Source organism: Ruegeria sp. MALMAid1280 (genome assembly GCF_049195285.1).
Taxonomy (GTDB): Bacteria; Pseudomonadota; Alphaproteobacteria; order Rhodobacterales; family Rhodobacteraceae; genus Ruegeria.
Genome location: NZ_JBMIRT010000046.1, coordinates 210,880 through 232,450 on the forward strand (window position 1 = coordinate 210,880; position 21,571 = coordinate 232,450).

A 21,571-nucleotide genomic window follows, 5' to 3' on the forward strand; every position below is an offset into this window, starting at 1 on the left:
CGATCCACGCTCTGTTCCCGACATTTCGCGTCGGGAACAGAGCATAAGCTGCCCCTGACCTGTGGCTGACTTTCCAACAAGCGCTTAGTTCGCGAGCAGGAGGTCCGCCGATGAAAACCCACGCTCAGGCCGTTGTGATCGGAGGCGGCCTTGTCGGTTGCTCGATCCTCTACCATCTGGCCAAGCTTGGCTGGACCGATGTGGTCCTGCTGGAACGGGATGAGCTGACTTCGGGCTCGACCTGGCACGCGGCGGCCAACATTCATGGGCTGCACGACAACAACAACATCACCCGCATCCAGCATTATACGATGAACCTGTATAAAGAGCTGGAGAAGGAGACCGGGCAGGGCTGTGGCGTCTTCCAATCTGGGTCATTGTATCTGGCGCAGACCGAGGACCGCGAACACCAGCTGCGCCTGCAGGAGGCCAAGGCAAAGTTCTACGGCCTGAATTTCCATGAGATCAGCCGCGAGCAGGCCACGGAGCTGCACCCGCTGGCGCAGTTCGATGATATCCGATGCATTATGTTCGAACCCGATGGCGGCAATGTCGATCCATCCGGTGTGACCCATGCCTACGCCGCCGGAGCGCGAGCGATGGGAGCCACAATTGAGCGGTTTTGCCCCGTAATAGGGACTGAACAGCAGCCCGATGGGTCGTGGATCGTGCGCACCGAAAAGGGCGATATTCACACGCAATGGGTGGTGAATGCTGGTGGTCTTTGGGGGCGTGAGGTGGCTGCGATGGCCGGAGTCGAACTGCCGCTGCAACCGACCGAGCATCAATATTTTGTCACCGAGGCGATTGATGAGGTCGCCGCTTTGGGTCGCCGTCTGCCGTCGATCGCCGACCGGGATGGAGAGTACTATTTCCGGCAGGAAGGCAACGGGTTGCTGATCGGCGCCTATGAGAAAGACATGCGGTTTTGGGCTGAAAACGGCACTCCTCTGGATTTTGCCCACGACTTGTTCCCCGACGATCTGGATCGCATCATGGAGAACGTCATCCGCGCCACCGAACGCGTGCCGGTCGCCGCGACTGCGGGCGTCAAGCGGGTGATCAACGGGCCGATGATCTGGTCTCCGGATTCCAACGCGATCTGGGGACAGGTGCCGGAGTTGAACAACTACTTCTGCTGTACCGGGATCATCCCCGGATTCTCGCAATCCGGCGGCCTTGGCCTGCTGTCGGCGCAGTGGATGATCGAGGGCGAACCGCAATACGACATGTTTGCATGGGATCTGGCGCGGTTCGGCGACTGGGCCGACAAGAAATTCACCAAGGCGCGGGTCGAGGACGTCTATACCCACCGTTTTGCCATCCACTTCCCGAACGAAGAACGCAGCGCCGGTCGTCCTGCACGCGTGCGCCCGGCCTATCAGATGCAAAAGGACATGGGCTGCGTCTTTGGCCTGAACTGCGGCTGGGAGCATCCACTGTGGTTCGCCGATCAACCCGGCGCGGCGGAAACCAACGGCTTCACCCGTCAGAACTGGTGGGAGCCGGTGGGGCGCGAGGTGCAGATGCTGCGCGACCATGTGGGTGTCATCGATATCTCGAACTTCGCCAATTACGTGATCAAGGGGCCAGGGGCCTATGATTGGCTCGACCGTCTGGTCGCCAACCGGGTACCGACTGAGGTTGGGCGGTCTTGCCTGACCCCGCTGATCTCGGTCCGCGGGGGTGTGGCCGGTGATTTCACCATCACCAAGGTCGCTGACGACGAGTATATGATGATCGGCTCGGGCATGGCCGAGCGCTATCATCAGCGCTTCTTCAACATGATCGATCTGCCCGAGGGCACCACTTTCGAGGTCGCCACCAACCGCATTGCAGGCTTCAACGTGGCGGGGCCGAAATCGCGCGATCTGTTGCAGCGGCTGACCAATGCGGATCTGAGCAACGAAGGCTTCCGCTTCATGCGGTCCCGCATGATCGAGGTCGCCGGGGTCACCTGTCTGGCCATCCGCGTCAGCTTTACCGGCGATCTTGGATGGGAATTGCATTGCGCTGAAACTGACCAAATCAGGCTCTATTCAGCGCTTTTAGGGGCCGCAAAGGCGTTGAAAGGGGGTCCTGTCGGCGGCCGTGCGCTGGGGTCGCTGCGCATCGAAAAGGGCTATGGGTCCTGGGGCCGCGAGTATTCTCAGGAATATTGGCCGCAAGAGGTCGGGCTGTCGGGCCTGATCAAGCTGGACAAGACCTTCCTGCATAAAGAGGCCTATCTGGCCATCAAGGACAACCCGGCGCGCGAGGTTCTGTCGATCTTCGAGGTCGATGCCGATGTTGCCGATGCTTCAGGTGGTGAGCCGATCTTTACCCCCGACGGGACACCCGTGGGTCGCGTGACCTCGGGCGCGTATGGGTATTCGGTCGGCAAATCTCTGGCCATCGGATATGCCGACCCCAAGGTGGCAGGTCCGGGTGATACGGTCGAAATCTTCATCCTGGGCAAGCGCCACGGGGCCAAAATTCTTGCGGAACCGCCCTTTGACCCCAAGGGTCACCGATTGCGCGACATCCACCCGGTGACAGAGGGCGCCTCATGACGGATACCATCACGCGCGTTGCCGATTTCACCCTGAACCGCCCGGCTGATCAGATGCCGGACAGTGCCAAAGAGGCGGCGGCGCTGATGATGCTGGACACGATGGGCATCCTGATCGCCTCGGGCCCGATGGAGGCCGGGGTGATTGCGCGCGACACCGCGGCGCTGCTTTATGCCAGCACTGATCCGGCCTACAGCGCGCGGATGATGTTCGATGGTCGTCCGGTCAGCATGGCAGGCGCCGCCTATGCCGCCGCAACCCAGACCGACAATCTGGACGGACATGATGGATATAACCCGACCAAAGGGCATATCGGGGTTGTGGTTCTGCCAGCACTGATTGCCCTGGCGGAACATCGGCCTGACCTGACCGGGCCCGAAGCGCTGGCTGCCGTGATCACCGGTTACGAAATCGCCGGTCGGGCCGGGCTGTCATTGCATGCGTCGGTCAGCGACTACCACACCTCGGGCGCGTGGAACGCGCTGGGCTTGGTGGCGATGGCGGCGCGGTTGCGGGGATTTACACCCGAACAGATGCGGCATGCGATGGGGATTGCCGAATACCACGGCCCCCGCAGCCAGATGATGCGCGAGATTGCCAACCCTACGATGCTGCATGACGGCTCGGGCTGGGGTGCGCTGGTTGGCATGTCCGCCGCCATTCTGGCCGAGCGTGGCTTTACTGGCGCACCTGCCATCACGATCGAAGCCGAGGCCGCCGCCCCCCATTGGGCCGATCTGGGGCAGTTCTGGCAGGTCGAGCATCAATATGTGAAGCCCTATCCGATCTGCCGCTGGGCCCATGCGGCGATAGATGGCGTCCGGGCAGTGATGCGGGACAACACCCTGTCCCATGGCCGAATTAAATCCATTCAGATCAACAGCTTTCATCAGGCAGTCTGCCTGTATGCCGGAATGCCGGATACGACGTCTCAAGCCCAGTATTCTCTGTCCTTTGCCGTGGCAGTGCAGGCCATATACGGCCGGATCGGCGTCGAGCACATTTCCGGATCCGGGCTGTCTGACCCGGCCGTGGCAGATTTGATGACGCGTATCAGCGTGGCTGAATCTGACCGGCACAACACCCGATTTCCCGAAGGCCGCTGGGCCGATGTCAGAATCACAACCACCGATGGGCGGGTGCTGGGCTCCGGAGACATACACGCCCGCGGCGGTCCCGAGGCTCCGATCAGCCGGGATGAGGTGATCGCCAAATACATGGAATTCGCCGCCCCGGTTATAGGCGCGGCGCGAGCCGAGGCGATCCGCAATGTCATTCTGGGCTGGGTTACCCCAAACTCTCGATACGCTGACTTGTCGCCCTTTATTTTCGGCCCCTGAGCGGTGGGCGACCGGTCATTGATCCGGGTGACGTTGGTTCTGATACCGGCTTTCCAGCGTGTTAGAGCCTGTTTTACTGTTCCTTCAACATTGCGAAGAGGTCTGTAATCCTTTGCCGGGTATCGGCGCTGTCCTGTAACAGGGCTTCCGCGTCGGCCAGTGGTTTTTCAGGAACGCGCAGCGGTGAAGCCGTCAAACCCCCAGTTGTTCTTGCAACACGACTGAATTTCGTACCGTCATCCTGATCCGCCTTTTCCGTCTGATCGGCCAGCCAGAACAGCCGGTTCGCCTCCTCCACGTGCCCCGAGGCGCGCATCAACTCACCCGCTGCCGCGAATTCGCCCGCGGCCTGCAGGGCTGCGGCCCGCAGTGAAACAGCCTGTTCCGTAGAATCATCGCCCAGCTCAAGCATCGCCTGATGCGGGCGTTGCGCAAGTAGCGCTGCCTTGGCCCGCAACCGGGCCCGTTCCCCGCGCTTGAGCCTGTCCTGAGGGCGTTTCGCCAGGGCCTGCGCCTGCCTTGCAAACCCCAGCTCGGCCAACCGGTCCGCAACCGCAATTGCCGCATCGGTTGTCAGCCCCTGTGTCTGGGCTTGGCGCAGGCTCAGGATGCGGCGCAGAAAGGTGGCATCGTCGGCCCGTTCGGTCAGTACGAACACCACGCGGTTAAGCGTCTCGGCGGACCCGTCATCCTCGGGCAGCTCCGCCACGACGTCCAGCGCCGCATCGAATTCCTGCCCCAGCATCAGGGCAACCGCGTGCGTTTGCTGCATCATCAGGCCGATATCCGACCGGCGAAACTCGACCGTGTAGGATTCCGCCAGATCCAGCTCTTGCGGTGAGACGGCCCCACGCTCCAGCCAGCGTTTTTCAACCAGCCGGGCCAGCGCCAGCGGGGCTTCCAGCGTGGCGTCCGGGGCCCCGATCACTTCGGTCAGCAAGGCTTCGGTCCGGGGGGCATCGTGCTCGGCCGAGGCGACCATTGCCTTGGCCTGCGTGGTGTCTGCGCTGGCCAGAGTCTCGACACGATCCACCGAGCGCAAGACACGGCGGGCGGCTTCCAATTCCTGCCCGTCCACCAGAATGTCCGACAGCCTTGGCCCGACATGGCGGCGCAGATGGTTCGGCAGGCGCGCAAAGGTCTGCTCAATCGCGATCAGATTGGCGTCTTCATGCAAGCGGCCCTCGGTCAGGGCAGCCCACAAAGCGGCGTCGCTATCGCACCGCTGCAGGCCCGTAAACGGGTTCGGTTCAGTCAGTGGTCCGTCGTCCAGAACGCGGGCAATGGCAGCGATGCGTTTGGTTTCCACGGACCGCTCTCCCAGCAGATCCAGTGCTCTGATGGCTTCGGCACCGAACCCGGAATAGGCGTAGAGCTTTGCCAATTGTAGCGCGCGGGTCTTGTCGATGGTGTCGAACTCCTGAAACAGACCCGCCCTCAGCTGTGCCGTCTGTTCGGCAAACGGGCGTTCACCGGACCAGTCATCCAAAGCAAGCTCGGCGCTGGATACGCAGGGGGGGCGCCGTTCCAACTGCGGAACATCGGGACCCAAAAGCCCGTTCAGGGTGTCCAGAATTGAGGTTACCTGAACGTTCAGCTCCACGTCAGCCGGCATGAGCAGGCTTTGGTTGCCAACCGAGGCACGTGGCCCCACCGGGGCAATGTTCAGATCGATGATGCCACGATCAGCACCCTGTAGCAGGCGCGTTGCAAGCTGATCTTCGAACCCGCTCGCGTTCAGGTTCAGCAAGGGCAGTTCAAGTGCCGCGATACTCTGATCCTGCCCGGGCGTTAAATTTTCCTTCGGGGCTTTGGGCAGAGCCAGAGCCGGAATGTCGCTGGTAAGCGGTGGCAGGAAAGTGCCGGGCGCGATGTCCACCACGATCATCGTATTCTTGAACAGAAACGCCGAGGCGACACAGTCGCAACCGAACTCCAGCTCAAGGGGCGCACCGGGTTCAGCCTGGGAAAGGGTGGCCAAGCGGTTCTGGGTCAGGCGCTGAAACACCGCCCCTGTTCGAAACGCCACATCCTCAAGCGCGACGTTCAGGCGTGCGCCGTTTTTCGTTTGTTTCAATACCCAGCCGGTGTCTGGCGGAACCTGAACAACCAGTCTTGTATAGCCGTCATGCTCGCCCGAGCGCACGGTCACATCCCGCGCGGCGGCGCCTGTGGCTGCTGTGATCAGGGCGGAAACAATCAGCGCAAACCGGGTCATGCGGCTGCCTGCTTGAGTTCTTTCAGCGCGTCTTCAAGCTCGGTGAAATCCGGGCGGTTATGGGTCGGCGTGTTCTGACGCCCGACCTCGATACACATGGCGGCATTGTGGTTGTGCAGGTTGGCGACCAGAACCTCTTTGATCAACTGATAGAAATGGTTGTCTTCTTCCACCACTGCTTTCAGCTTGCCGGCAAATGGCCCGACCAGACCATAGGCCAGAAACACGCCCAGAAAGGTCCCCACCAGCGCACCGCCGATCAGTTTGCCCAATACCTCAGGCGGCTGATCGATTGAGCCCATCGTCTTGATCACCCCCAGAACCGCCGCCACGATGCCCAGGGCGGGCAGACCGTCCGCAACCGTCTGCAGGGCGTGGCTGGAGTGCATGGCGTGGTGAAAATTCGACTCCATCCGCTTTTCCAGCACCTCTTCCACCTGATGCGGATCGTCATAGTTCATCGAAGCGGACCGCATCGTGTCGCAGATCAGGTCAACGGCTTCTCTGTCGGCCTGAATTCTGGGGTAGGCCGAGAACAAAGCCGAGTTTTCCGGGTCTTCGATATGTTGTTCAACCTCGACCGGGTTGGCCTTGGCGATACGGATCAGCGAAAACAACAGGCACAGCAGGTCGCGGTAATCCTCGGGCTTCCATTTCGGGCCTTTGAACACCTTGCCCATGTCTTTCAGGGTGTGTTTGACGGCACTCTTGTCGTTGCTGATCATAAAAGCCCCAACAGCCGCACCGCCGATCATCATCATCTCAAACGGCAGCGATTTCATGATGATGGCCATCTTGCCGCCCGCAGCCAGATAGCCGCCGAACACCATGGCGAAAATGACGACAATTCCGATTAATCCGATCATGGGTTGTCTCCAGCAAAGCCCTGTGCGGGGTTGAAATGTTATTCCTGCGGCACTGCCGCGTTGCGGCCAGCCATGATGACGCTGATCGTATAGGCGGCCTCGGGGCTCAGCCCGGCCAGAACGCCCGCCGCCGCGTCCGGTGGCATCCGTGACAGAAAGCCGGCGGCAAAGCTCGGGTCCATCGTCTCAAACAGGGCGGCGGCGTCTTTGGGTTTCATGCTTTGATAAACATCCGTCAGGCGCGTCAGGTCGGTCTCGGCGGCCTTTTCGGCGATGGAGAGCGTTTCGCGCAGGGCTTCTTCAGCCTCTTGCAGCGCAACCAGACGGGTCTCGATCGCCTGATCGGCAATGGCCAGCGCCTTTTCCTTGTCCAGGACTGCCGCCTCGCGCTGTTCCAGCGTCTCTTCCCGGCGCAGCAACTCGGTCAGCAAGACCTGTGCACCGGGTAAATCGGCCCGTGCCTGCCTGGCCTCGGGCATTGAAGGCTCGGTACCTTTTGCCAGCGCGGGACCTGCTTCCAACCCGATACGAATCGCCGCCGACCCGATCATCAGCAATGAGATGACCGCCAGCACACCACTCTTTGGCCGTTTTTCGGTTGGCTTGCGGGTCATGTCGCTGCCTCACCCCGAGACCGGTCGTGTCGGAAAAACATCAGGCCATCGGGCCGCTTGGCCGGAGTTGCGGCAGGAGTTTCGCTGCCCGCCTCTTCGGGCTTTTCCGTTGCTTCGGCGGTGTCTTCCGGCTGTTCCGGCTTGTCGGCCACTTCAACTCTGTCTTCCGTCTCTGCAGACTTTTCGTTCGTCTCAGACGTGTCTTCCGATCCTGCTTTGGTTGTTTCCTCATCCGCCTCAGGCTGTGCGCTTGTCTCTTTCGGCGGGGTGGCGGGTTCCGAATCGGTCGTTTTCACAGCTTTTTCTTCGGGCGGAACGATGTCATGCATCGAGGCCATCATCAGTTCCAGGCGCTGGGCGACCGATTCCGCCCGCAGCGTCAGCTCTTTCAGGACCTCACCGGACTGGTCCGACGCCTCGCGCGCCGCACCGAGCGACTTTTTCAGCTCATCGGCCTGGGTCGACAGCACGGCAACCGCGCCGCCAACGCCTTTTTCCAGATCGGTGAACCGCTTGAGCCGCCGGGACAGCACAAAACAATAAAGACCCGCACCCAGCGCGCCGGCGACCAGCAAAATATCTGCAATCAGCTCCAATTTCGCCTCCTAGTTCAATACGAATTCCATCACGAGGACATCGCGCACGCGCCCCTCGCCGACGACGATTTCAATGCGCCGCAGCAGATGTCCGCGGATGCGCATCAGGGCCAGTGAATCCTCAAGATCCGACACTTCGACCGCGCGCAGATAGCCGTTCAGGATGTCCATGATTCGAGGCTTCATCTTCTCGACATCGGCGGCGTAATCACTGTTCACCTCAAGCTGAGCGTGAAATTTCAGATGCCGCGAATCGCCCGCGTTCACCGACACGATCACCGGCGGCAGGTCGATGAAACCCACCTGCGGCAACGCCTTGACAGGCTTGCCCTTGTCCTTTTCCTTGGCCTCTTCCATCGCGGATTTGCCGCCGAAAGGCAGCATTCCGGACGTGGTCAGGAAATACCCGCCGGCCGCCCCGGCCACGGCCAGAATCACCCCGATGATCAGCCCCTTTTTTCCAGACTTTTCCGGGGCTTCTGCCTGTTCTGCAGTCGCGTCAGTCATGACGTCCTCATTTGTCCGTTCTGCAATCGTCATAACCCGGCAGGGACTAACCGATTGTTAAGGGCAATCGTCCAAACAGGGGATGCGCCGGGCAGAATGTCGGCGAGTCGGAGGTGAGCGTGCAGCAGATCGGAACTGTCTGGGCAAGTTTGGACAGGCGTAAACAAATCATCGTTGCCGGTGCGGTCGTGCTGGTGTTTCTTGGGGTTCTTGCGATGTCACGTCTGGTGACGACACCGTCGATGACCCTGCTCTATGCGGGGCTGGAAAGCGGTGCCGCTGGGGATATCGTCCGCTCGCTGGAACAGCGCGGGGTTACGTACGAGATCAGGGGCGGTTCGATCTATGTGCCCGGGGCGCAGCGGGATGAACTGCGCATGACCCTGGCCAGCGAGGGGCTGCCTGCCAACGGCAATCAGGGGTACGAACTGCTGGATTCGCTCAGCGGTTTCGGCACCACGTCGCAGATGTTCGATGCCGCCTATTGGCGCGCGAAAGAAGGCGAGCTGGCCCGCACCATTGTCGGCAGCCCCCATGTCAGTCAGGCACGGGTACATATCGCCAACGGGTCGACCAATCCGTTCCAGCGCAGCGTGGCGCCGACGGCTTCGGTCTATCTGGTACCGTCGGGGGCGCAGGTCACGTCCGATCAGGCCAAGGCGATCCGGTTTCTGGTGGCCTCAGCGGTCAGCGGTCTGGCGCCCGAGAATGTCACGGTCGTCGATTCGAACGGGGCGGTGATCGGGGCGCAGGAAACGGCCGTTGCCGCTGATACGGCGGATGACAAGGCGCGACAGCTGCGCGAACGGGTGATGCGACTGGTCGAGGCGCGCGTCGGCACCGGGAATGCGGTGGTCGAAGTCAGTGTTGATACGGTGACCAAGACCGAATCCATCCGCGAGCGCCGCTTTGACCCCAATGGCCGCGTCGCCATCAGCACCGATATCGAGGAACGGTCAGACAGCGCGCGCAACCAGTCTGCCGATGTCACGGTGGCGTCGAACCTGCCGGATGGCGATGGCGCTGGCGGCGACGAATCGAACTCCAACGCAACGCAGACGCGCGAGCGGGTGAATTATGAGGTTTCCGAGACCGAGCTTGAGGTTCACAACGCCCCCGGTGCGATCAAACGCCTGACCGTGGCGGTTCTGGTCAACGGAACGCGCACTGTGGACGCCGCCGGGGTTGAGACCTTTGAGCCGATGCCCGAGGCCGAGATGGACGCTTTGAAAGAACTGGTCGCCTCGGCCGTTGGGTTCGACGAGGCGCGCGGGGACGTCATTACCCTGAAATCGCTGGACTTGCCGGTGGTTGAGCCGCAGGGCACGATGGCCTCGGCCTCAATCTGGCAAAAGGTGCATTTCGACGCGATGTCGCTGATCCAGATGGCGGTTCTGGCGATTGTCTCGCTGGTGCTCGGCCTGTTCGTGATCCGTCCGATCCTGACGAAACCGGCGATGGCACCCGCGCTGCTGCCTGCAGGGACCACTCCTGAACCCGAGGCCTATCTGACCGGTGAAATCGCTACCGACGAGAACGGCCAATTCACTTCGCTTCCAGATCAGGCACCTGCTGGCGACGTTCCGGCGCTGGCCGCTCAGCAGGGTGCTGATCCGGTGGATCGGCTGCGCGCGATGATCGGCGACAAGCAGGAAGAGACGGTCGAAATCCTGCGCAGCTGGCTCGAAGAAGGGGAGGAGCGTGTCTGATGTCGATTGCCCATCTTCTTGAGGATTTCACCCTGCAGGCCGGGGGTGGCAAGCTGCACCTTCTGGACGAGGACGCGCTGGAAGAACAAAGACTGGCCGCCTTTGAACAGGGCTACAGCGCCGGTTGGGAAGACTCGGTTCAGGCGCAGGAGCAGAGCCGGGGGCAGGTTTCGGCCGAACTGGCCAAATCGCTGGAGGACATGTCCTTTACCTATCACGAGGCCGTCACCCGGATGACCCTGTCGCTGGAGCCGATGTTTCAAAGTCTGGTGCAGGTTATCCTGCCCGAGACGCTGGATCGCGGCTTTGCCGCGCGGCTGGTTGAACAACTGGCCGAAATGGCGCGCGAGCAGGTCGGCCAGCCAATGCAGATATTCGTACCCGCGGGCCGCACGGGCGAGGTTGAGGTCCTGTTGCCACAAGACCTGTCCTCACCCACGCGCGTGATCGAAGACCCCTCGCTGGAGACCGGACAGGCGCGATTGCAGGTCGGCACCTCGCAGCGTGAGGTGGATTGCAGCGGGCTGCTTACCTCGGTCGCCGGGGCATTCGACGCATATGTATTTGAGGCAAAAGAGGCAGTAAGCCATGAGTGATTCCCAGACCCCGAAACCCGAAAAAGCCAACCCGTTCGAAGCCGTCCCCATCGAGGTCACAGTCTCGGTCGGGCGCGCGCGACCCTTGATCCGCGACCTGTTGAACATGGGCGAAAACGCCGTGCTGACGCTGGACAAGCGGATCGAGGATCCGGTTGACCTCTATGTCGGCGATCAACTGGTCGCCCGTGGCCTGCTGGAAGAGATGGAGGGCGATCAGGCCGGGCAACTGGCCGTACGCCTGACCGAAATCGCGGATTTGCAGAACGGGATCGGTTGATGCGGATTCTGCTTTGGCTGGTTGTTGCGCTTGCGACCGTGTCCCCATCGCTGGCTGCGGCGCAGGAGCTGTCGCTGTCACTGGGCGAAGGGGGCTCGATCTCGGCGCGGACCATCCAGCTGATCCTGTTGATCACAGTGCTCAGCCTCGCGCCGGGGCTGGCAATCATGATCACCTGTTTTCCGTTTCTGATCACTGTTCTGGCGATTCTGCGGCAGGGCATCGGCTTGCAGCAATCCCCACCCAACATGCTGATTGTCAGCCTTGCGATGTTCCTGACCTATTTCATTATGGAGCCGGTCTTTACCGAGGCCTGGACCACCGGCATCAAACCGATGGTCGAGGAAACGATGGAGGTTGAGCCAGCGCTGGAAATTGCCATCCAACCGTTCCGCGCCTTCATGGCTGCGCGGCTGGACCCCGATACGTTTCAGTCCATGGCCGCCCTGCGCCCCGGTGGAGACGCCATCGCGCTGTCGCCCGAGGCGCCGCTGTCGATCCTGATGCCGTCTTTCATGCTGTCCGAGATCGCCCGCGCCTTTCAGATCGGTTTCCTGATCTTCCTACCGTTTCTGATCATCGATCTGGTGGTGGCGGCGGTGCTGATGTCGATGGGGATGATGATGGTGCCGCCTGCGACCGTCTCGCTTCCGTTCAAGCTGGCATTTTTCGTCATCGCCGATGGCTGGTCGCTGATCGCCGGCGCATTGGTGCGCAGTTACATGACCTAGAGCAGTCATTGCCGGGTGATCTGCAGCCGTGCCCGCAAGCCCTGATCCCCGGCCTCGAAACTGAGGGAACCACCATGCTGTTCGGCAATCGTGGCCACAATGGTCAGACCAAGGCCGAACCCGTCCGAGGACCCGGTATTGGACCCACGGCGGAACGGCGCCATCAGCGCTTCGATATCTGAAACGGAGAGATCGGCCCCTTTGTCCTCGACGGTGATGGTGGCCGTACGGGCATCGGTTTCCAGTTGCACCTCGGCGTGACGGCCGTATTTCAGGGCGTTGTCGATCAGGTTGGTAAGCGCGCGTTTCAACGAAATCGGCCGCCCCATCACCAGCATCCGCCGCGTTTCCGGCAACGACCCGTGTCCGCGCCGCGACATGAAGACCGAGGGCGCGCCCTCGACCGCGACCGGGGTGATTTTCCTCAGCGTCACCGGCAGGTCCATATCTTGATAATCGGCGACCAGAGACTCGACCAGCGCGGTCAGCGAAATCTGACGGGGTTCTTCGACGCTCAGCTCGGACCGCGTGTAGGTCAGCACACTTTCGATCATTCCGGTCATTTGGTCCACGTCCGCCTCAAGCTTTTCGCGCAGCTCGTCATCGGGGATCAGCGCCGCCCGCAGGCGGACCCGTGTTGCGGGCGTGCCCAGATCGTGACTGACCCCGGACAGAACGGTGGCGCGTTTTTCCAGCTGCGCGCGCTCGGCATCCAGATGATCGTTGACGGCCGAGACGATCTCGCGCAGTTCCGCCGGGCCATCGGTGTCATAGCTGCTCGGCCCGCCCCGGCGCTTGCGGTCGCGCAGCGCACCCGCAAACCGGGTGAAGGTATCCGAGACATTGCCGACCGAGGTCAGGATTACCGCCAGCGCCACGATCGCGGCCAGAATGGCGGGTAGGCGCAGGTCGGCGGGGGCGGCCTTGCAGCCCCAGACATCGGTGCCGTCCACCTGCCGCCAGTCATTGCGCCCGAACCGGGCGATCAGGATCGGTTCGCTGCAATAGGTGGCCAGCAGGCGGGTCAGATTGCCCATCTTCTCGGCCCCGGTCTGGTCGATACGCGACAGGATATCGGACACCGGATAGACAAGCCGGTCGGACATCACTGCCAGCGTCAGCTCGCGCCCGGCCAAAGGGGCGGTATTGTCGGTCAGAATCGACAGGTTGGTGACGAAGCTGCGGTCCGACAGGCCTGGCAGTTGCTCGAACTGGCCTGCATCGGCCAAGTGTACCGCCCGTGGCGACAAAGCCGTAACCGTGACACCGGGCGGAGGGGTTATTCCGACCCGCAATTCTTCGTAAACAGCAAAGCCCGCGACATAGGCGTGGGTCAGAAAGTCGTCCCAGGCGCGGGCCGAAGAAAACCACAACCCTGCGGACAAAAGGCCGGTGGCAAAGGCCGCCCCGGTCCAGATCCAGCCCAGGCTGCGCAGGCGCGGCACGCGCGCTGTCATGCGTCCTCGTCCACAGACACTTCGGCGGCAAAGACATAACCGACGCCGCGTTCGGTGCGCAGCATTTGCGGGTCTTTCGGGTTGGCCTCGATCTTGGACCGCAACCGCCCGACCAGCATGTCGATGGCGCGGCCCTGTGCCTCGGGTTTGTCAGTACTGCCGGTGACGTCCAGCGCGGCGGCAATCTCATCCCGGGTCAGGGGGATATGCGGATTGGCCAACAGAACCTTGAGCAGGGCGGATTCCCGTTGCGACAGTGAGACCAGATAGCCGTCGGGCGAGTGCACCTCGTCCCGCTTGCCATCATAGATCCAGCTATTGAACCGAAAGCTGCGGGTGCGGCGGCGATAGGCCAGTGACGGCGTGCGGCGGGCACGCTGCATCACCGCGCGGACGCGGGCCAGCAACAGCTGCGGGTTGAACGGCTTGGCGATATAGTCATCGGCACCGACCTCATACCCGGCCATGCGCTGGTGGTCGGCGGACAGCGCCGAGACCAGGATTATCGGCACATCCTGCTCGGCCCGCAGGCGGGCGCAAATCTCGACGCCGTTTTCATCGCCCAGCATCACGTCCAGCAGGATCAGGTCGATCCGTCCCGCCGTCAGATGAGCGCGGATCTCTGCCTCGCAATTGGCGGGCAGGGCGATGAACCCGTTCTGCTGCAGGAATTGGGTCATCATTGACCGCATCTCGGGGTCGTCATCCACCACCAGTAGTCGCGGAATGCTCACGCGGCTTATCCTCCCAGTTTCTGCGCCTCCGGTATCGTGCATTGTAACGAACGGAAACAGATTCAAGGCCAACGTAACACGCTGTAACAAAAGCGGTGAAAAATTGGACGGCGGCAATGGTTTGGCGCGGATTCAGCGTTGCCAGAGAGCAATCCGGGCGCAGTATGTCGGGCATCGCTGCTATTGCAGTCACTAAGTTCTCTAGGGAGGAGACACGTAATGAAGCGTTTTGCACTTGCTACTGCGTCGACATTGGCCGTGGTGGCCGGAACGTCGGTTCTGGCTGAGCCGCAGGCTGAGGTTTTGCATTGGTGGACTTCGGGTGGTGAGGCCAAATCGGTGGCCGTTCTGCAGGAAGAGTTTGCCTCGAACGGCGGCACCTGGACCGACATGCCGGTTGCTGGTGGTGCAGGCGATGCGGCAATGACCGCGCTGCGCGCACGGGTGCTGGCTGGAAATCCGCCGACCGCCGTGCAGTTGAAAGGCCCCGCCATTCAGGAATGGTATGAAGAGGGCGTTCTGGCCGATATCTCTTCCGTCGCCGAGGCTGAAGGCTGGGCCGAGGTGCTGCCTGCGTCGATCGCGGGCCACATGATGTGTGAAGGCACATGGTGTGCGGCCCCTGTAAACGTGCACCGGGTGGACTGGATCTGGGCCAACGCAGACGTTCTGGCCGCCAATGGCATCGAGATGCCGACCACCTGGGACGAATTTAATGCTGCCGCTGAAAAGCTGCAGGCCGCTGGGGTGATCCCGCTGGCTCATGGTGGTCAGTCCTGGCAGGATGCCACCGTATTTGAAGCGGTTGTGCTGGGTCTTGGCGGACCCGAATTCTACCAGAAAGCTCTGGTTGATCTCGACACCGAAGTGCTGACCTCGGACACGATGGTGCAGGTCTTTGACCAGATGCGCACCCTGCGCGGGTTTGTGGACGAGAACTTCTCGGGCCGTGACTGGAACCTGGCCACCGCGATGGTGATGAATGGCGAAGCGGCGTTCCAGATCATGGGTGACTGGGCCAAGGGTGAGTTTCTGGCAGCGGGCAAGACCCCCGGCGAAGATTTCCTGTGCGCTTCGACCCCCGGCGACGGATATCTGTACAACGTTGACAGCTTTGCCATGTTCAACGTGGAAGGTGACGACAATCGCGCCGGTCAAGACCTGCTGGCCAAGCTGATCGTGGGTCCCAGCTTTCAGAAGGTGTTCAACCTGAACAAAGGCTCGATTCCGGCCCGGACTGATGTGGCGCTGGACGACTTTGATGTTTGTGCCAACCTGTCAGCCGAAGATATGGGTTCGACCTCGGCCGCGGGTTCGCTGTTGCCCTCTTATGCCCATGGCATGGCGCTGCGCGGGTCGCAGGCTGGTGCGATCACCGATGTTGTGACCGCGCATTTCAACTCGGACATGTCCTCGGCTGACGCGGTTCAGCAACTGGCGGACGCGGTGGCCAACAGCTACTGATCCGAACCGGTTCTGCCCCTATACTGCGGGGCAGAACCTCTTTTCTCCCGGAGGAAAAAATGTCCGAATGGCTGGAAAACCACCTGCCCAAGGTGGTGCTGGCACCGTCGTTCATTGCCGTATTGATCTTTGTCTACGGCTTTATCGGATGGACGGCCTGGGTGTCACTGACCCGATCGAAACTGTTGCCGAAATACGAGATCAAGGGCTTCATTCAGTATGAACGCCTGTTCGACTCGCCCCGTTGGGATACGGCGATCAACAACCTGTATATCTTTGGTGCGCTGTTCATCGTCATCGCGATGGTGCTGGGCCTGTTGCTGGCCATCCTGCTGGATCAGAAGATCCGCGTCGAAGGCGCGATCCGTACGATCTACCTGTACCCGATGGCACTGTCGATGATCGTGACTGGTACGGCGTGGAAGTGGATCCTGAACCCGGGGTTAGGCATCGAGTCCATGGTGCAGGGCTGGGGTTTTCCGAATTTCGAATTCGACTGGCTGGTGAACCCTGATTACGCCATCTACACCATCGTGATTGCTGCGATCTGGCAGAGCTCGGGCTTTGTCATGGCGCTGTTCCTCGCCGGCCTGCGTTCGGTGGACGGAGAAATCATCAAGGCCGCGCAGGTCGATGGTATCCCCACATGGCGCATCTATACGGCGATCATTATCCCCTCGATGGCGCCGATCTTCCTGTCCGCCTTCATCGTGCTGGCCCACCTTGCAATCAAGAGCTTTGACCTTGTCATTGCCCTGACGGGTGGCGGTCCGGGTTACGCGACCGACCTGCCGGCCACCTACATGTACGCAATGGCCTTTTCGCGCGGCGATATCGGTCAGGCGGCCTCGTCCGCAATGATCATGATGCTGGTCGTCTTTGCCATCGTGGTTCCCTATCTTTACTCAGAGCTGAGGGCGAAAAATGACTGATCTGTCGATGCCCCATACCGAAACCCGCACCCAAAGCGCCACTGGCAAGATTGCCCTGCGTTGGCTGCTTTACGTCCTGCTGGGCCTGTTCGCGCTGTACTATCTGATGCCGCTATTCGTGATGCTGACCACATCTCTGAAAAGCCTTGAGGAAATCCGCACCGGGTCCCTGATCTCGCTACCGCGAGAGGTCAGCTTCGACGCCTGGAAAACCGCATGGTCCGGCGCCTGTACCGGTATCCAGTGTGAAGGCCTGCGGCCCTATTTCTGGAACTCGGTTCTGATCGCGGTGCCTGCGGTGGCGATCTCGACCCTGCTGGGTGCCTTGAACGGCTATGTCGTGGCGCAATGGCGGTTCAAAGGGGCCAATATCATCTTCTCGCTGATGCTGTTTGGCTGCTTCATCCCTTTCCAGGTGGTTCTGCTGCCGATGGCGCGTCTGCTGGGCATGATGGGGATTGCCGGAACCATTCCGGGCCTGATCTTCGTGCACGTGATCTACGGCCTTGGCTTCACCACGCTGTTCTTCCGCAACTACTATGTCACCATCCCGGCCGAGCTGACAAAAGCCGCCCGGGTTGATGGCGCAGGGTTCCTGCGGATTTTCTGGTCGATCTTCCTGCCGCTGTCGCTGCCGATCATCGTGGTGACCGTGATCTGGCAGTTCACGCAGATCTGGAACGACTTCCTGTTCGGCGTGTCGTTCAGCCAGGCGGGCACGCAGCCCGTGACCGTGGCGCTCAACAACATCGTAAACTCCACCACCGGCGTCAAAGAATACAACGTCGACATGGCCGCCGCGATCATCGCGGGGCTGCCGACGCTTCTTGTCTATGTCGTCGCCGGTAAGTATTTCATCCGCGGCCTGACCGCTGGTTCCGTGAAGGGATAAGACCCATGGCACCCATCCTTGATATCAACAAACTCTACAAGAATTACGGCGCGACCGAGATTTTGAAGGACATCAACATCTCGATCGAACCGGGCGATTTCCTGGTGCTGGTCGGCCCTTCGGGCTGCGGTAAATCCACCCTGCTGAACTGTATCGCAGGGCTCGAGGAAATCACCGGCGGAACACTGGCCATCGGTGGCAATGACATGACCCATGTCAGCCCCAAGGACCGCGACATCGCGATGGTGTTTCAGTCTTACGCCCTGTACCCGACCATGTCGGTGGCCAAGAACATCACCTTTGGCATGAAGGTCCGCGGGGTCGATCAGGCGACGCAGGAGGCCAAACTGAAAGAGGTCGCCCAACTGCTGCAGATCGAACCTCTGCTGAACCGCCGCCCCAGCCAGTTGTCGGGCGGTCAGCGGCAACGGGTGGCGATGGGCCGGGCACTGGTGCGCGACCCCAAGCTGTTCCTGTTCGATGAGCCGCTGTCGAACCTCGACGCCAAGCTGCGGGTTGAGATGCGGACCGAGATCAAGAAGCTGCACCAGACGCTGGATGCGTCGATCGTCTATGTGACCCATGATCAGATCGAAGCGATGACTCTGGCCACCAAGATCGTGGTTCTGAAAGGTGGTGTCGTGCAGCAGATCGGCTCCCCGGCCGAGATCTACAACAACCCGGCCAACTTGTTCGTGGCCGATTTCATGGGCTCGCCCGCAATGAACCTGATCCCGGCGCAGGCAACCAAGAACGGCTCCGGCACCGAGATTGCCATTGCGCGCGAAACGGGTGAGGCACTGGTGCTGAAAGATACCCGCGACTTGTCGCTGCCCAAAGACGTGATCCTTGGCCTGCGTCCCGAAGACATTGCCGAGGCAGGCTTCCGCGCCGGTGCAGGCGTGCAAGAGGCTGAATGCCTTGTCGATATGGTCGAACCGGCGGGCGCGGATACCTATGTGGTCTCGGAACTGGGCGGCAAGCAGGTCACCGCGCGTCTGCACGCTGAAACCAGCGCGCAGGCGGGTCAGATGCTGAATCTGGCTTTTGACATGAGCAAAGTGTCCTATTTCGCTCAGGAAACCGGCGAACGGTTGAACTGAAACAAAAAATGCCGCGTGAATCCAATCACGCGGCGTTGTTTTTGCAATTTCGCCCCGGTCACCCCGCCCGCTTCATATCCTTGATCAGACGGTTCAGATCGCCACCGCGCGCATCCAGCATGGCGCCGATCTCGGTCCGTTCGGTCAGCAGCATATTCACCCCTTCGATGAACATGTTGAAGAATTTGTCGCGGCCCGATTTGTCCGACACCAGAAAGGTCACCTCGAACGGCGACGAGCCCTGCAGCTTGACCGAGGTGCGCACCTCGTAGCCGGCCTTGATCTTGCGGGCATTGCGCACGGTGACCTGACCGCCGATGAATTCGCGGAAGCGGCGGCCGTATTTGTTCGAGATATAGCCCTGAAACGCTCTGGTGAACTGTCTCAGCTGCGATGGGCTGGCCGAACGGCCATCCGCCCCCAACACATAGCGCGCCATGATCGGCACGTCGGCATATTGCACGAAAATCTTCTCGAAATCGCGGATCATCGCTTTTTCGGATTTGCCCGAAGCGATCACACGGTTGATATCATCTACGACACTGACAACCAGAGCTTTGGCGCTGGCTTCGGTCTGGGCAAAGGCGGGAAGGGCGGTCAGCATCACACCAGCCAGGCCAGTGGCGATAAAACCGCGTCTGTTCAAATGGTTATTCGGCATAGGGGTCCTCGTAGGGGTCTAGGTAGGGGTCCCTGACAGGGTCGGTCCCGGTTTCTGCATAGGGGTCATCATACAGACCCAGATAGGCTTCCTCATCGTCGCGCGCCAGTTCGAAGCGGCGGTTCTGGATGTAGATTGTGCGCGCCTGTGCATAGCTGTCGGCGCTTTCATACAGGATCGAATCGACCGTGTCCGAGAACCGGCCCCGGTCACCCATGCGCCGCACGACCTCGGCATAGACACCGATATTGTCGACCGGGCGCGTGGGGCTGAAATTGATCGGGTTCGAGAACAGATTGACCACAACGCCAATCGCGTCCCGCTGGGTTGACGGGCCATAAAACGGCAATTCGACATAGGCGCCTTCGCCAACACCCCAGACATGCAGGGTTTCACCGAAATCGGTATCGACCGGCGGCAGGTTCAGTTCGTCAGCTGGCGAAGACAGCCCCGCACCGCCCACAGTCATGTTGATGACAAAGCGCAACAGCGCGTTGCCCGATTGCTTGACGTTACCCTGCAGCAGGTAATCCACGGCTTGTCCGGGCAGGGTCAGGTTCTCGGCGAAATTGCTGAAGCTGGTCACCATCGGATCGGGTACGATCTTGACGTAGCCTTTCGAGGCCGGACGGAACAGGAACCGGTCAACGCCCAGATTGAATTTGTGGATGCCCCGATTGTTTCGTTCATAGGGATCGAACACCTCGTTTGGCGGGGTCCCTTCCGGAGGCCGCGTGGCGCAGGCGCTCAGGACTGTCATCAGGGACAGTACGATCAGGTGCTTCAGGCGGGGTCTGCTCAACACGGTCTTTGTCACTCCAAACCATTCGGGGTCGTTGGCCCGAACTATCAATCAATACTGCCTTTGGCCACATAGCGCGGCCCAATCCGAGGTCACATATACGTTCCACAACAGGTATGAAACAGATAGCGTTTAACCTGCCTGATGGGCCGAGGTAAAGCGACACTGCTTCAACTGTTCGGAATAAGTAGAGTTACGCCCACCAGTCAGGCACGTCCATCCCAGTTTTCAGGCTTTCCGAAATTGCCCGTCCCGGTTAGCTTCGCCGCGACTCAAGATTTGGAGGAAACCTCATGAGCATCGCAGCGAAACTGGAAAGCCTCGGCGTTACCCTGCCGGATGCGCCTGCACCGGCGGCGAATTACGTCCCCTTCGTGCGGGTCGGCAACATCGTTTATGTGTCGGGCCAGATTTCCAAGGATGACGATCTGATCACCGGCAAGCTGGGCGACGACATGGGGATCGAGGCCGGTGCGGCGGCGGCAAAGGTCTGCGCCGTCAACCTGCTGGCCCAGGTCAAGGCGGCCTGCGGCGGTGATATCGAAAAGCTGGTGCGCGTGATCAAGCTGACCGGATTCGTGAACTCGACTGCCGATTTCACCGCCCAGCCGCAGGTCATCAACGGTGCGTCCGATTTCCTGGTCGAGGCACTGGGCGATGCCGGTCGTCACTCCCGTTCCGCCGTCAGCGCCGCCGCACTGCCGCTGGGCGTGGCCGTTGAAATCGAAGGCATTTTCGAGGTCCAATGACACCGCCCCTGCCTTCCGTGTTCCTGCAAACCCCGATTGCGCATCGGGCGCTGCATGACCTCTCGGACAACCGCCCGGAAAACAGCCGGGCGGCCATTCGGGCGGCGATCGAGGCCGGGTATGGGATCGAGATCGATCTGCAACGAACCTCGGACAACCGGGCGATGGTGTTTCATGACTATGACATGACGCGCCTGACCGGACAGCCCGGCCCGATTCAGCAGATCTCGGCCGCACAGGCGCAGGCCACCCGGTTGTTGCACACCGATGACGGCATCCCGACGCTGGATGAGGTGTTGGAGATCGTGGGCGGCAGGGTGCCGCTGCTGATCGAGTTCAAGGATCAGGACGGCGCGATGGGCACCGATGTCGGACCGCTTGAGGCGGACGCGGTGCGGGCGCTGCAGGGCTATGACGGGCCGGTGGCGCTGATGTCCTTCAACCCCAATTCCGTGGCTGAACTGGCGCGCCTTGCGCCGCATTTGCCGCGCGGCATCGTGACCTGTTCCTATCAGCCCAAGGTCGAGCTGTTGCCGCAAACGGTTTGCGATCACCTGCGCGACATCCCCGATTTTGACCGCGTCGGCGCCAGTTTCATCAGCCATGAGGTTGCCGACCTGTCCCGCCCCCGCGTGGCCGAGTTGAAGGCGCGGGGCGTGCCGATTCTGTGCTGGACAGTGCAGTCGCCCGAACAAGAGGCACTGGCCCGCGAGATTGCCGACAATGTGACCTTCGAAGGCTATTTGGCCCGCCATCCGGGTTGAACCC

Annotated in this window: 21 protein-coding genes; 12 read left to right on the forward strand and 9 right to left on the reverse strand. The window is 61.1% G+C overall.

The genetic code is table 11. The annotated features are described in order from the left end of the window. The first annotated feature begins 110 nt into the window (after nucleotides 1-110). Together ACOQFT_RS10770 and ACOQFT_RS10775 are read left to right on the forward strand one after the other, a co-directional pair. Nucleotides 111-2,552 carry a GcvT family protein gene (locus tag ACOQFT_RS10770; RefSeq protein ID WP_421597925.1) on the forward strand — a complete coding sequence of 814 codons (2,442 nt, stop codon included), beginning with the start codon at nucleotides 111-113 and terminating at the stop codon, nucleotides 2,550-2,552. Continuing rightward, entirely contained in the window at nucleotides 2,549-3,892 is a 1,344-nt protein-coding gene (locus ACOQFT_RS10775; RefSeq protein ID WP_421597926.1) for an MmgE/PrpD family protein, read from the forward strand. Before ACOQFT_RS10770 ends, ACOQFT_RS10775 begins: the two co-directional genes overlap by 4 nt. A 73-nt stretch (nucleotides 3,893-3,965) precedes the next feature. Here ACOQFT_RS10775 and ACOQFT_RS10780 read toward each other — a convergent pair whose 3' ends face one another. The 5 genes from ACOQFT_RS10780 to ACOQFT_RS10800 are packed head-to-tail and all read right to left on the reverse strand — an operon-like array spanning nucleotide 3,966 to nucleotide 8,693. Then, the gene (locus tag ACOQFT_RS10780) at nucleotides 3,966-6,110 is read right to left on the reverse strand and encodes a hypothetical protein (RefSeq protein WP_421597927.1); all 2,145 of its coding nucleotides are present in this window, start codon (nucleotides 6,108-6,110) and stop codon (nucleotides 3,966-3,968) included. After that, nucleotides 6,107-6,976 carry a flagellar motor stator protein MotA gene (gene motA, locus ACOQFT_RS10785; protein WP_421597928.1) on the reverse strand — a complete coding sequence of 290 codons (870 nt, stop codon included), beginning with the start codon at nucleotides 6,974-6,976 and terminating at the stop codon, nucleotides 6,107-6,109. The genes ACOQFT_RS10780 and motA overlap by 4 nt, the downstream gene beginning before the upstream one ends. Nucleotides 6,977-7,014: 38 nt before the next feature. Next, a complete protein-coding gene (locus tag ACOQFT_RS10790) occupies nucleotides 7,015-7,590 on the reverse strand; it encodes a MotE family protein (RefSeq protein ID WP_421597929.1) in 576 nt (191 codons plus the stop codon). Beyond that, the gene (locus ACOQFT_RS10795) at nucleotides 7,587-8,186 is read right to left on the reverse strand and encodes a hypothetical protein (protein ID WP_421597930.1); all 600 of its coding nucleotides are present in this window, start codon (nucleotides 8,184-8,186) and stop codon (nucleotides 7,587-7,589) included. Before ACOQFT_RS10795 ends, ACOQFT_RS10790 begins: the two co-directional genes overlap by 4 nt. A 9-nt stretch (nucleotides 8,187-8,195) precedes the next feature. Continuing rightward, nucleotides 8,196-8,693, reverse strand: coding sequence for a flagellar basal body-associated FliL family protein (locus ACOQFT_RS10800; protein ID WP_421597931.1), 498 nt, complete (start codon nucleotides 8,691-8,693; stop codon nucleotides 8,196-8,198). A 119-nt stretch (nucleotides 8,694-8,812) separates the two neighbouring features. Here ACOQFT_RS10800 and fliF point away from each other — a divergent pair, with 119 nt between their 5' ends. From fliF to fliP, 4 genes are read left to right on the forward strand one after another with little or no spacing between them, the layout of a single operon-like run. Then, on the forward strand, nucleotides 8,813-10,402 hold the full coding sequence (fliF, locus tag ACOQFT_RS10805; RefSeq protein WP_421597932.1) for a flagellar basal-body MS-ring/collar protein FliF: 1,590 nt from the start codon (nucleotides 8,813-8,815) through the stop codon (nucleotides 10,400-10,402). Further along, entirely contained in the window at nucleotides 10,402-10,998 is a 597-nt protein-coding gene (locus ACOQFT_RS10810; RefSeq protein ID WP_421597933.1) for an ABC transporter ATP-binding protein, read from the forward strand. The genes fliF and ACOQFT_RS10810 overlap by 1 nt, the downstream gene beginning before the upstream one ends. Beyond that, nucleotides 10,991-11,278: a FliM/FliN family flagellar motor switch protein gene (locus tag ACOQFT_RS10815; protein ID WP_170401225.1), complete on the forward strand. Its 288-nt coding sequence runs from the start codon at nucleotides 10,991-10,993 to the stop codon at nucleotides 11,276-11,278. The genes ACOQFT_RS10810 and ACOQFT_RS10815 overlap by 8 nt, the downstream gene beginning before the upstream one ends. Further along, nucleotides 11,278-12,009, forward strand: coding sequence for a flagellar type III secretion system pore protein FliP (gene fliP, locus ACOQFT_RS10820; protein WP_421597934.1), 732 nt, complete (start codon nucleotides 11,278-11,280; stop codon nucleotides 12,007-12,009). Before ACOQFT_RS10815 ends, fliP begins: the two co-directional genes overlap by 1 nt. Nucleotides 12,010-12,014: 5 nt before the next feature. On the opposite strand, the gene ACOQFT_RS10825 is transcribed toward fliP, so the two are convergent. Both ACOQFT_RS10825 and ACOQFT_RS10830 read right to left on the reverse strand, forming a co-directional pair. Next, nucleotides 12,015-13,466: a sensor histidine kinase gene (locus ACOQFT_RS10825; protein ID WP_421597935.1), complete on the reverse strand. Its 1,452-nt coding sequence runs from the start codon at nucleotides 13,464-13,466 to the stop codon at nucleotides 12,015-12,017. Further along, complete coding sequence (locus tag ACOQFT_RS10830; protein ID WP_421597936.1) at nucleotides 13,463-14,200, reverse strand: response regulator transcription factor; 738 nt, start codon at nucleotides 14,198-14,200, stop codon at nucleotides 13,463-13,465. Before ACOQFT_RS10830 ends, ACOQFT_RS10825 begins: the two co-directional genes overlap by 4 nt. A gap of 219 nt (nucleotides 14,201-14,419) precedes the next feature. Here ACOQFT_RS10830 and ACOQFT_RS10835 point away from each other — a divergent pair, with 219 nt between their 5' ends. Genes ACOQFT_RS10835 through ACOQFT_RS10850 form a run of 4 tightly spaced genes read left to right on the forward strand, consistent with a single transcriptional unit; the run spans nucleotide 14,420 to nucleotide 18,591 of the window. Next, entirely contained in the window at nucleotides 14,420-15,664 is a 1,245-nt protein-coding gene (locus ACOQFT_RS10835; protein WP_421597937.1) for an ABC transporter substrate-binding protein, read from the forward strand. Nucleotides 15,665-15,723: 59 nt separating this feature from the next. Then, nucleotides 15,724-16,596, forward strand: a complete 873-nt coding sequence (locus ACOQFT_RS10840; protein ID WP_039543053.1) for a carbohydrate ABC transporter permease — start codon at nucleotides 15,724-15,726, stop codon at nucleotides 16,594-16,596. After that, nucleotides 16,589-17,488, forward strand: a complete 900-nt coding sequence (locus ACOQFT_RS10845; protein WP_170401212.1) for a carbohydrate ABC transporter permease — start codon at nucleotides 16,589-16,591, stop codon at nucleotides 17,486-17,488. The genes ACOQFT_RS10840 and ACOQFT_RS10845 overlap by 8 nt, the downstream gene beginning before the upstream one ends. 5 nt (nucleotides 17,489-17,493) lie before the next feature. After that, nucleotides 17,494-18,591, forward strand: coding sequence for an ABC transporter ATP-binding protein (locus tag ACOQFT_RS10850; RefSeq protein ID WP_421597938.1), 1,098 nt, complete (start codon nucleotides 17,494-17,496; stop codon nucleotides 18,589-18,591). A gap of 58 nt (nucleotides 18,592-18,649) precedes the next feature. On the opposite strand, the gene ACOQFT_RS10855 is transcribed toward ACOQFT_RS10850, so the two are convergent. After that, the gene (locus ACOQFT_RS10855; protein ID WP_421597939.1) at nucleotides 18,650-19,252 is read right to left on the reverse strand and encodes an MlaC/ttg2D family ABC transporter substrate-binding protein; all 603 of its coding nucleotides are present in this window, start codon (nucleotides 19,250-19,252) and stop codon (nucleotides 18,650-18,652) included. Beyond that, on the reverse strand, nucleotides 19,242-20,012 hold the full coding sequence (locus ACOQFT_RS10860; protein ID WP_421598027.1) for an MlaA family lipoprotein: 771 nt from the start codon (nucleotides 20,010-20,012) through the stop codon (nucleotides 19,242-19,244). Before ACOQFT_RS10860 ends, ACOQFT_RS10855 begins: the two co-directional genes overlap by 11 nt. A gap of 335 nt (nucleotides 20,013-20,347) precedes the next feature. On the opposite strand from ACOQFT_RS10860, the gene ACOQFT_RS10865 reads away from it, so the two are divergent. Both ACOQFT_RS10865 and ACOQFT_RS10870 read left to right on the forward strand, forming a co-directional pair. Continuing rightward, nucleotides 20,348-20,803 carry a RidA family protein gene (locus ACOQFT_RS10865; RefSeq protein ID WP_421597940.1) on the forward strand — a complete coding sequence of 152 codons (456 nt, stop codon included), beginning with the start codon at nucleotides 20,348-20,350 and terminating at the stop codon, nucleotides 20,801-20,803. Beyond that, nucleotides 20,800-21,567: a glycerophosphodiester phosphodiesterase family protein gene (locus ACOQFT_RS10870; protein ID WP_421597941.1), complete on the forward strand. Its 768-nt coding sequence runs from the start codon at nucleotides 20,800-20,802 to the stop codon at nucleotides 21,565-21,567. The genes ACOQFT_RS10865 and ACOQFT_RS10870 overlap by 4 nt, the downstream gene beginning before the upstream one ends. The last annotated feature ends 4 nt before the right edge of the window (nucleotides 21,568-21,571 follow it).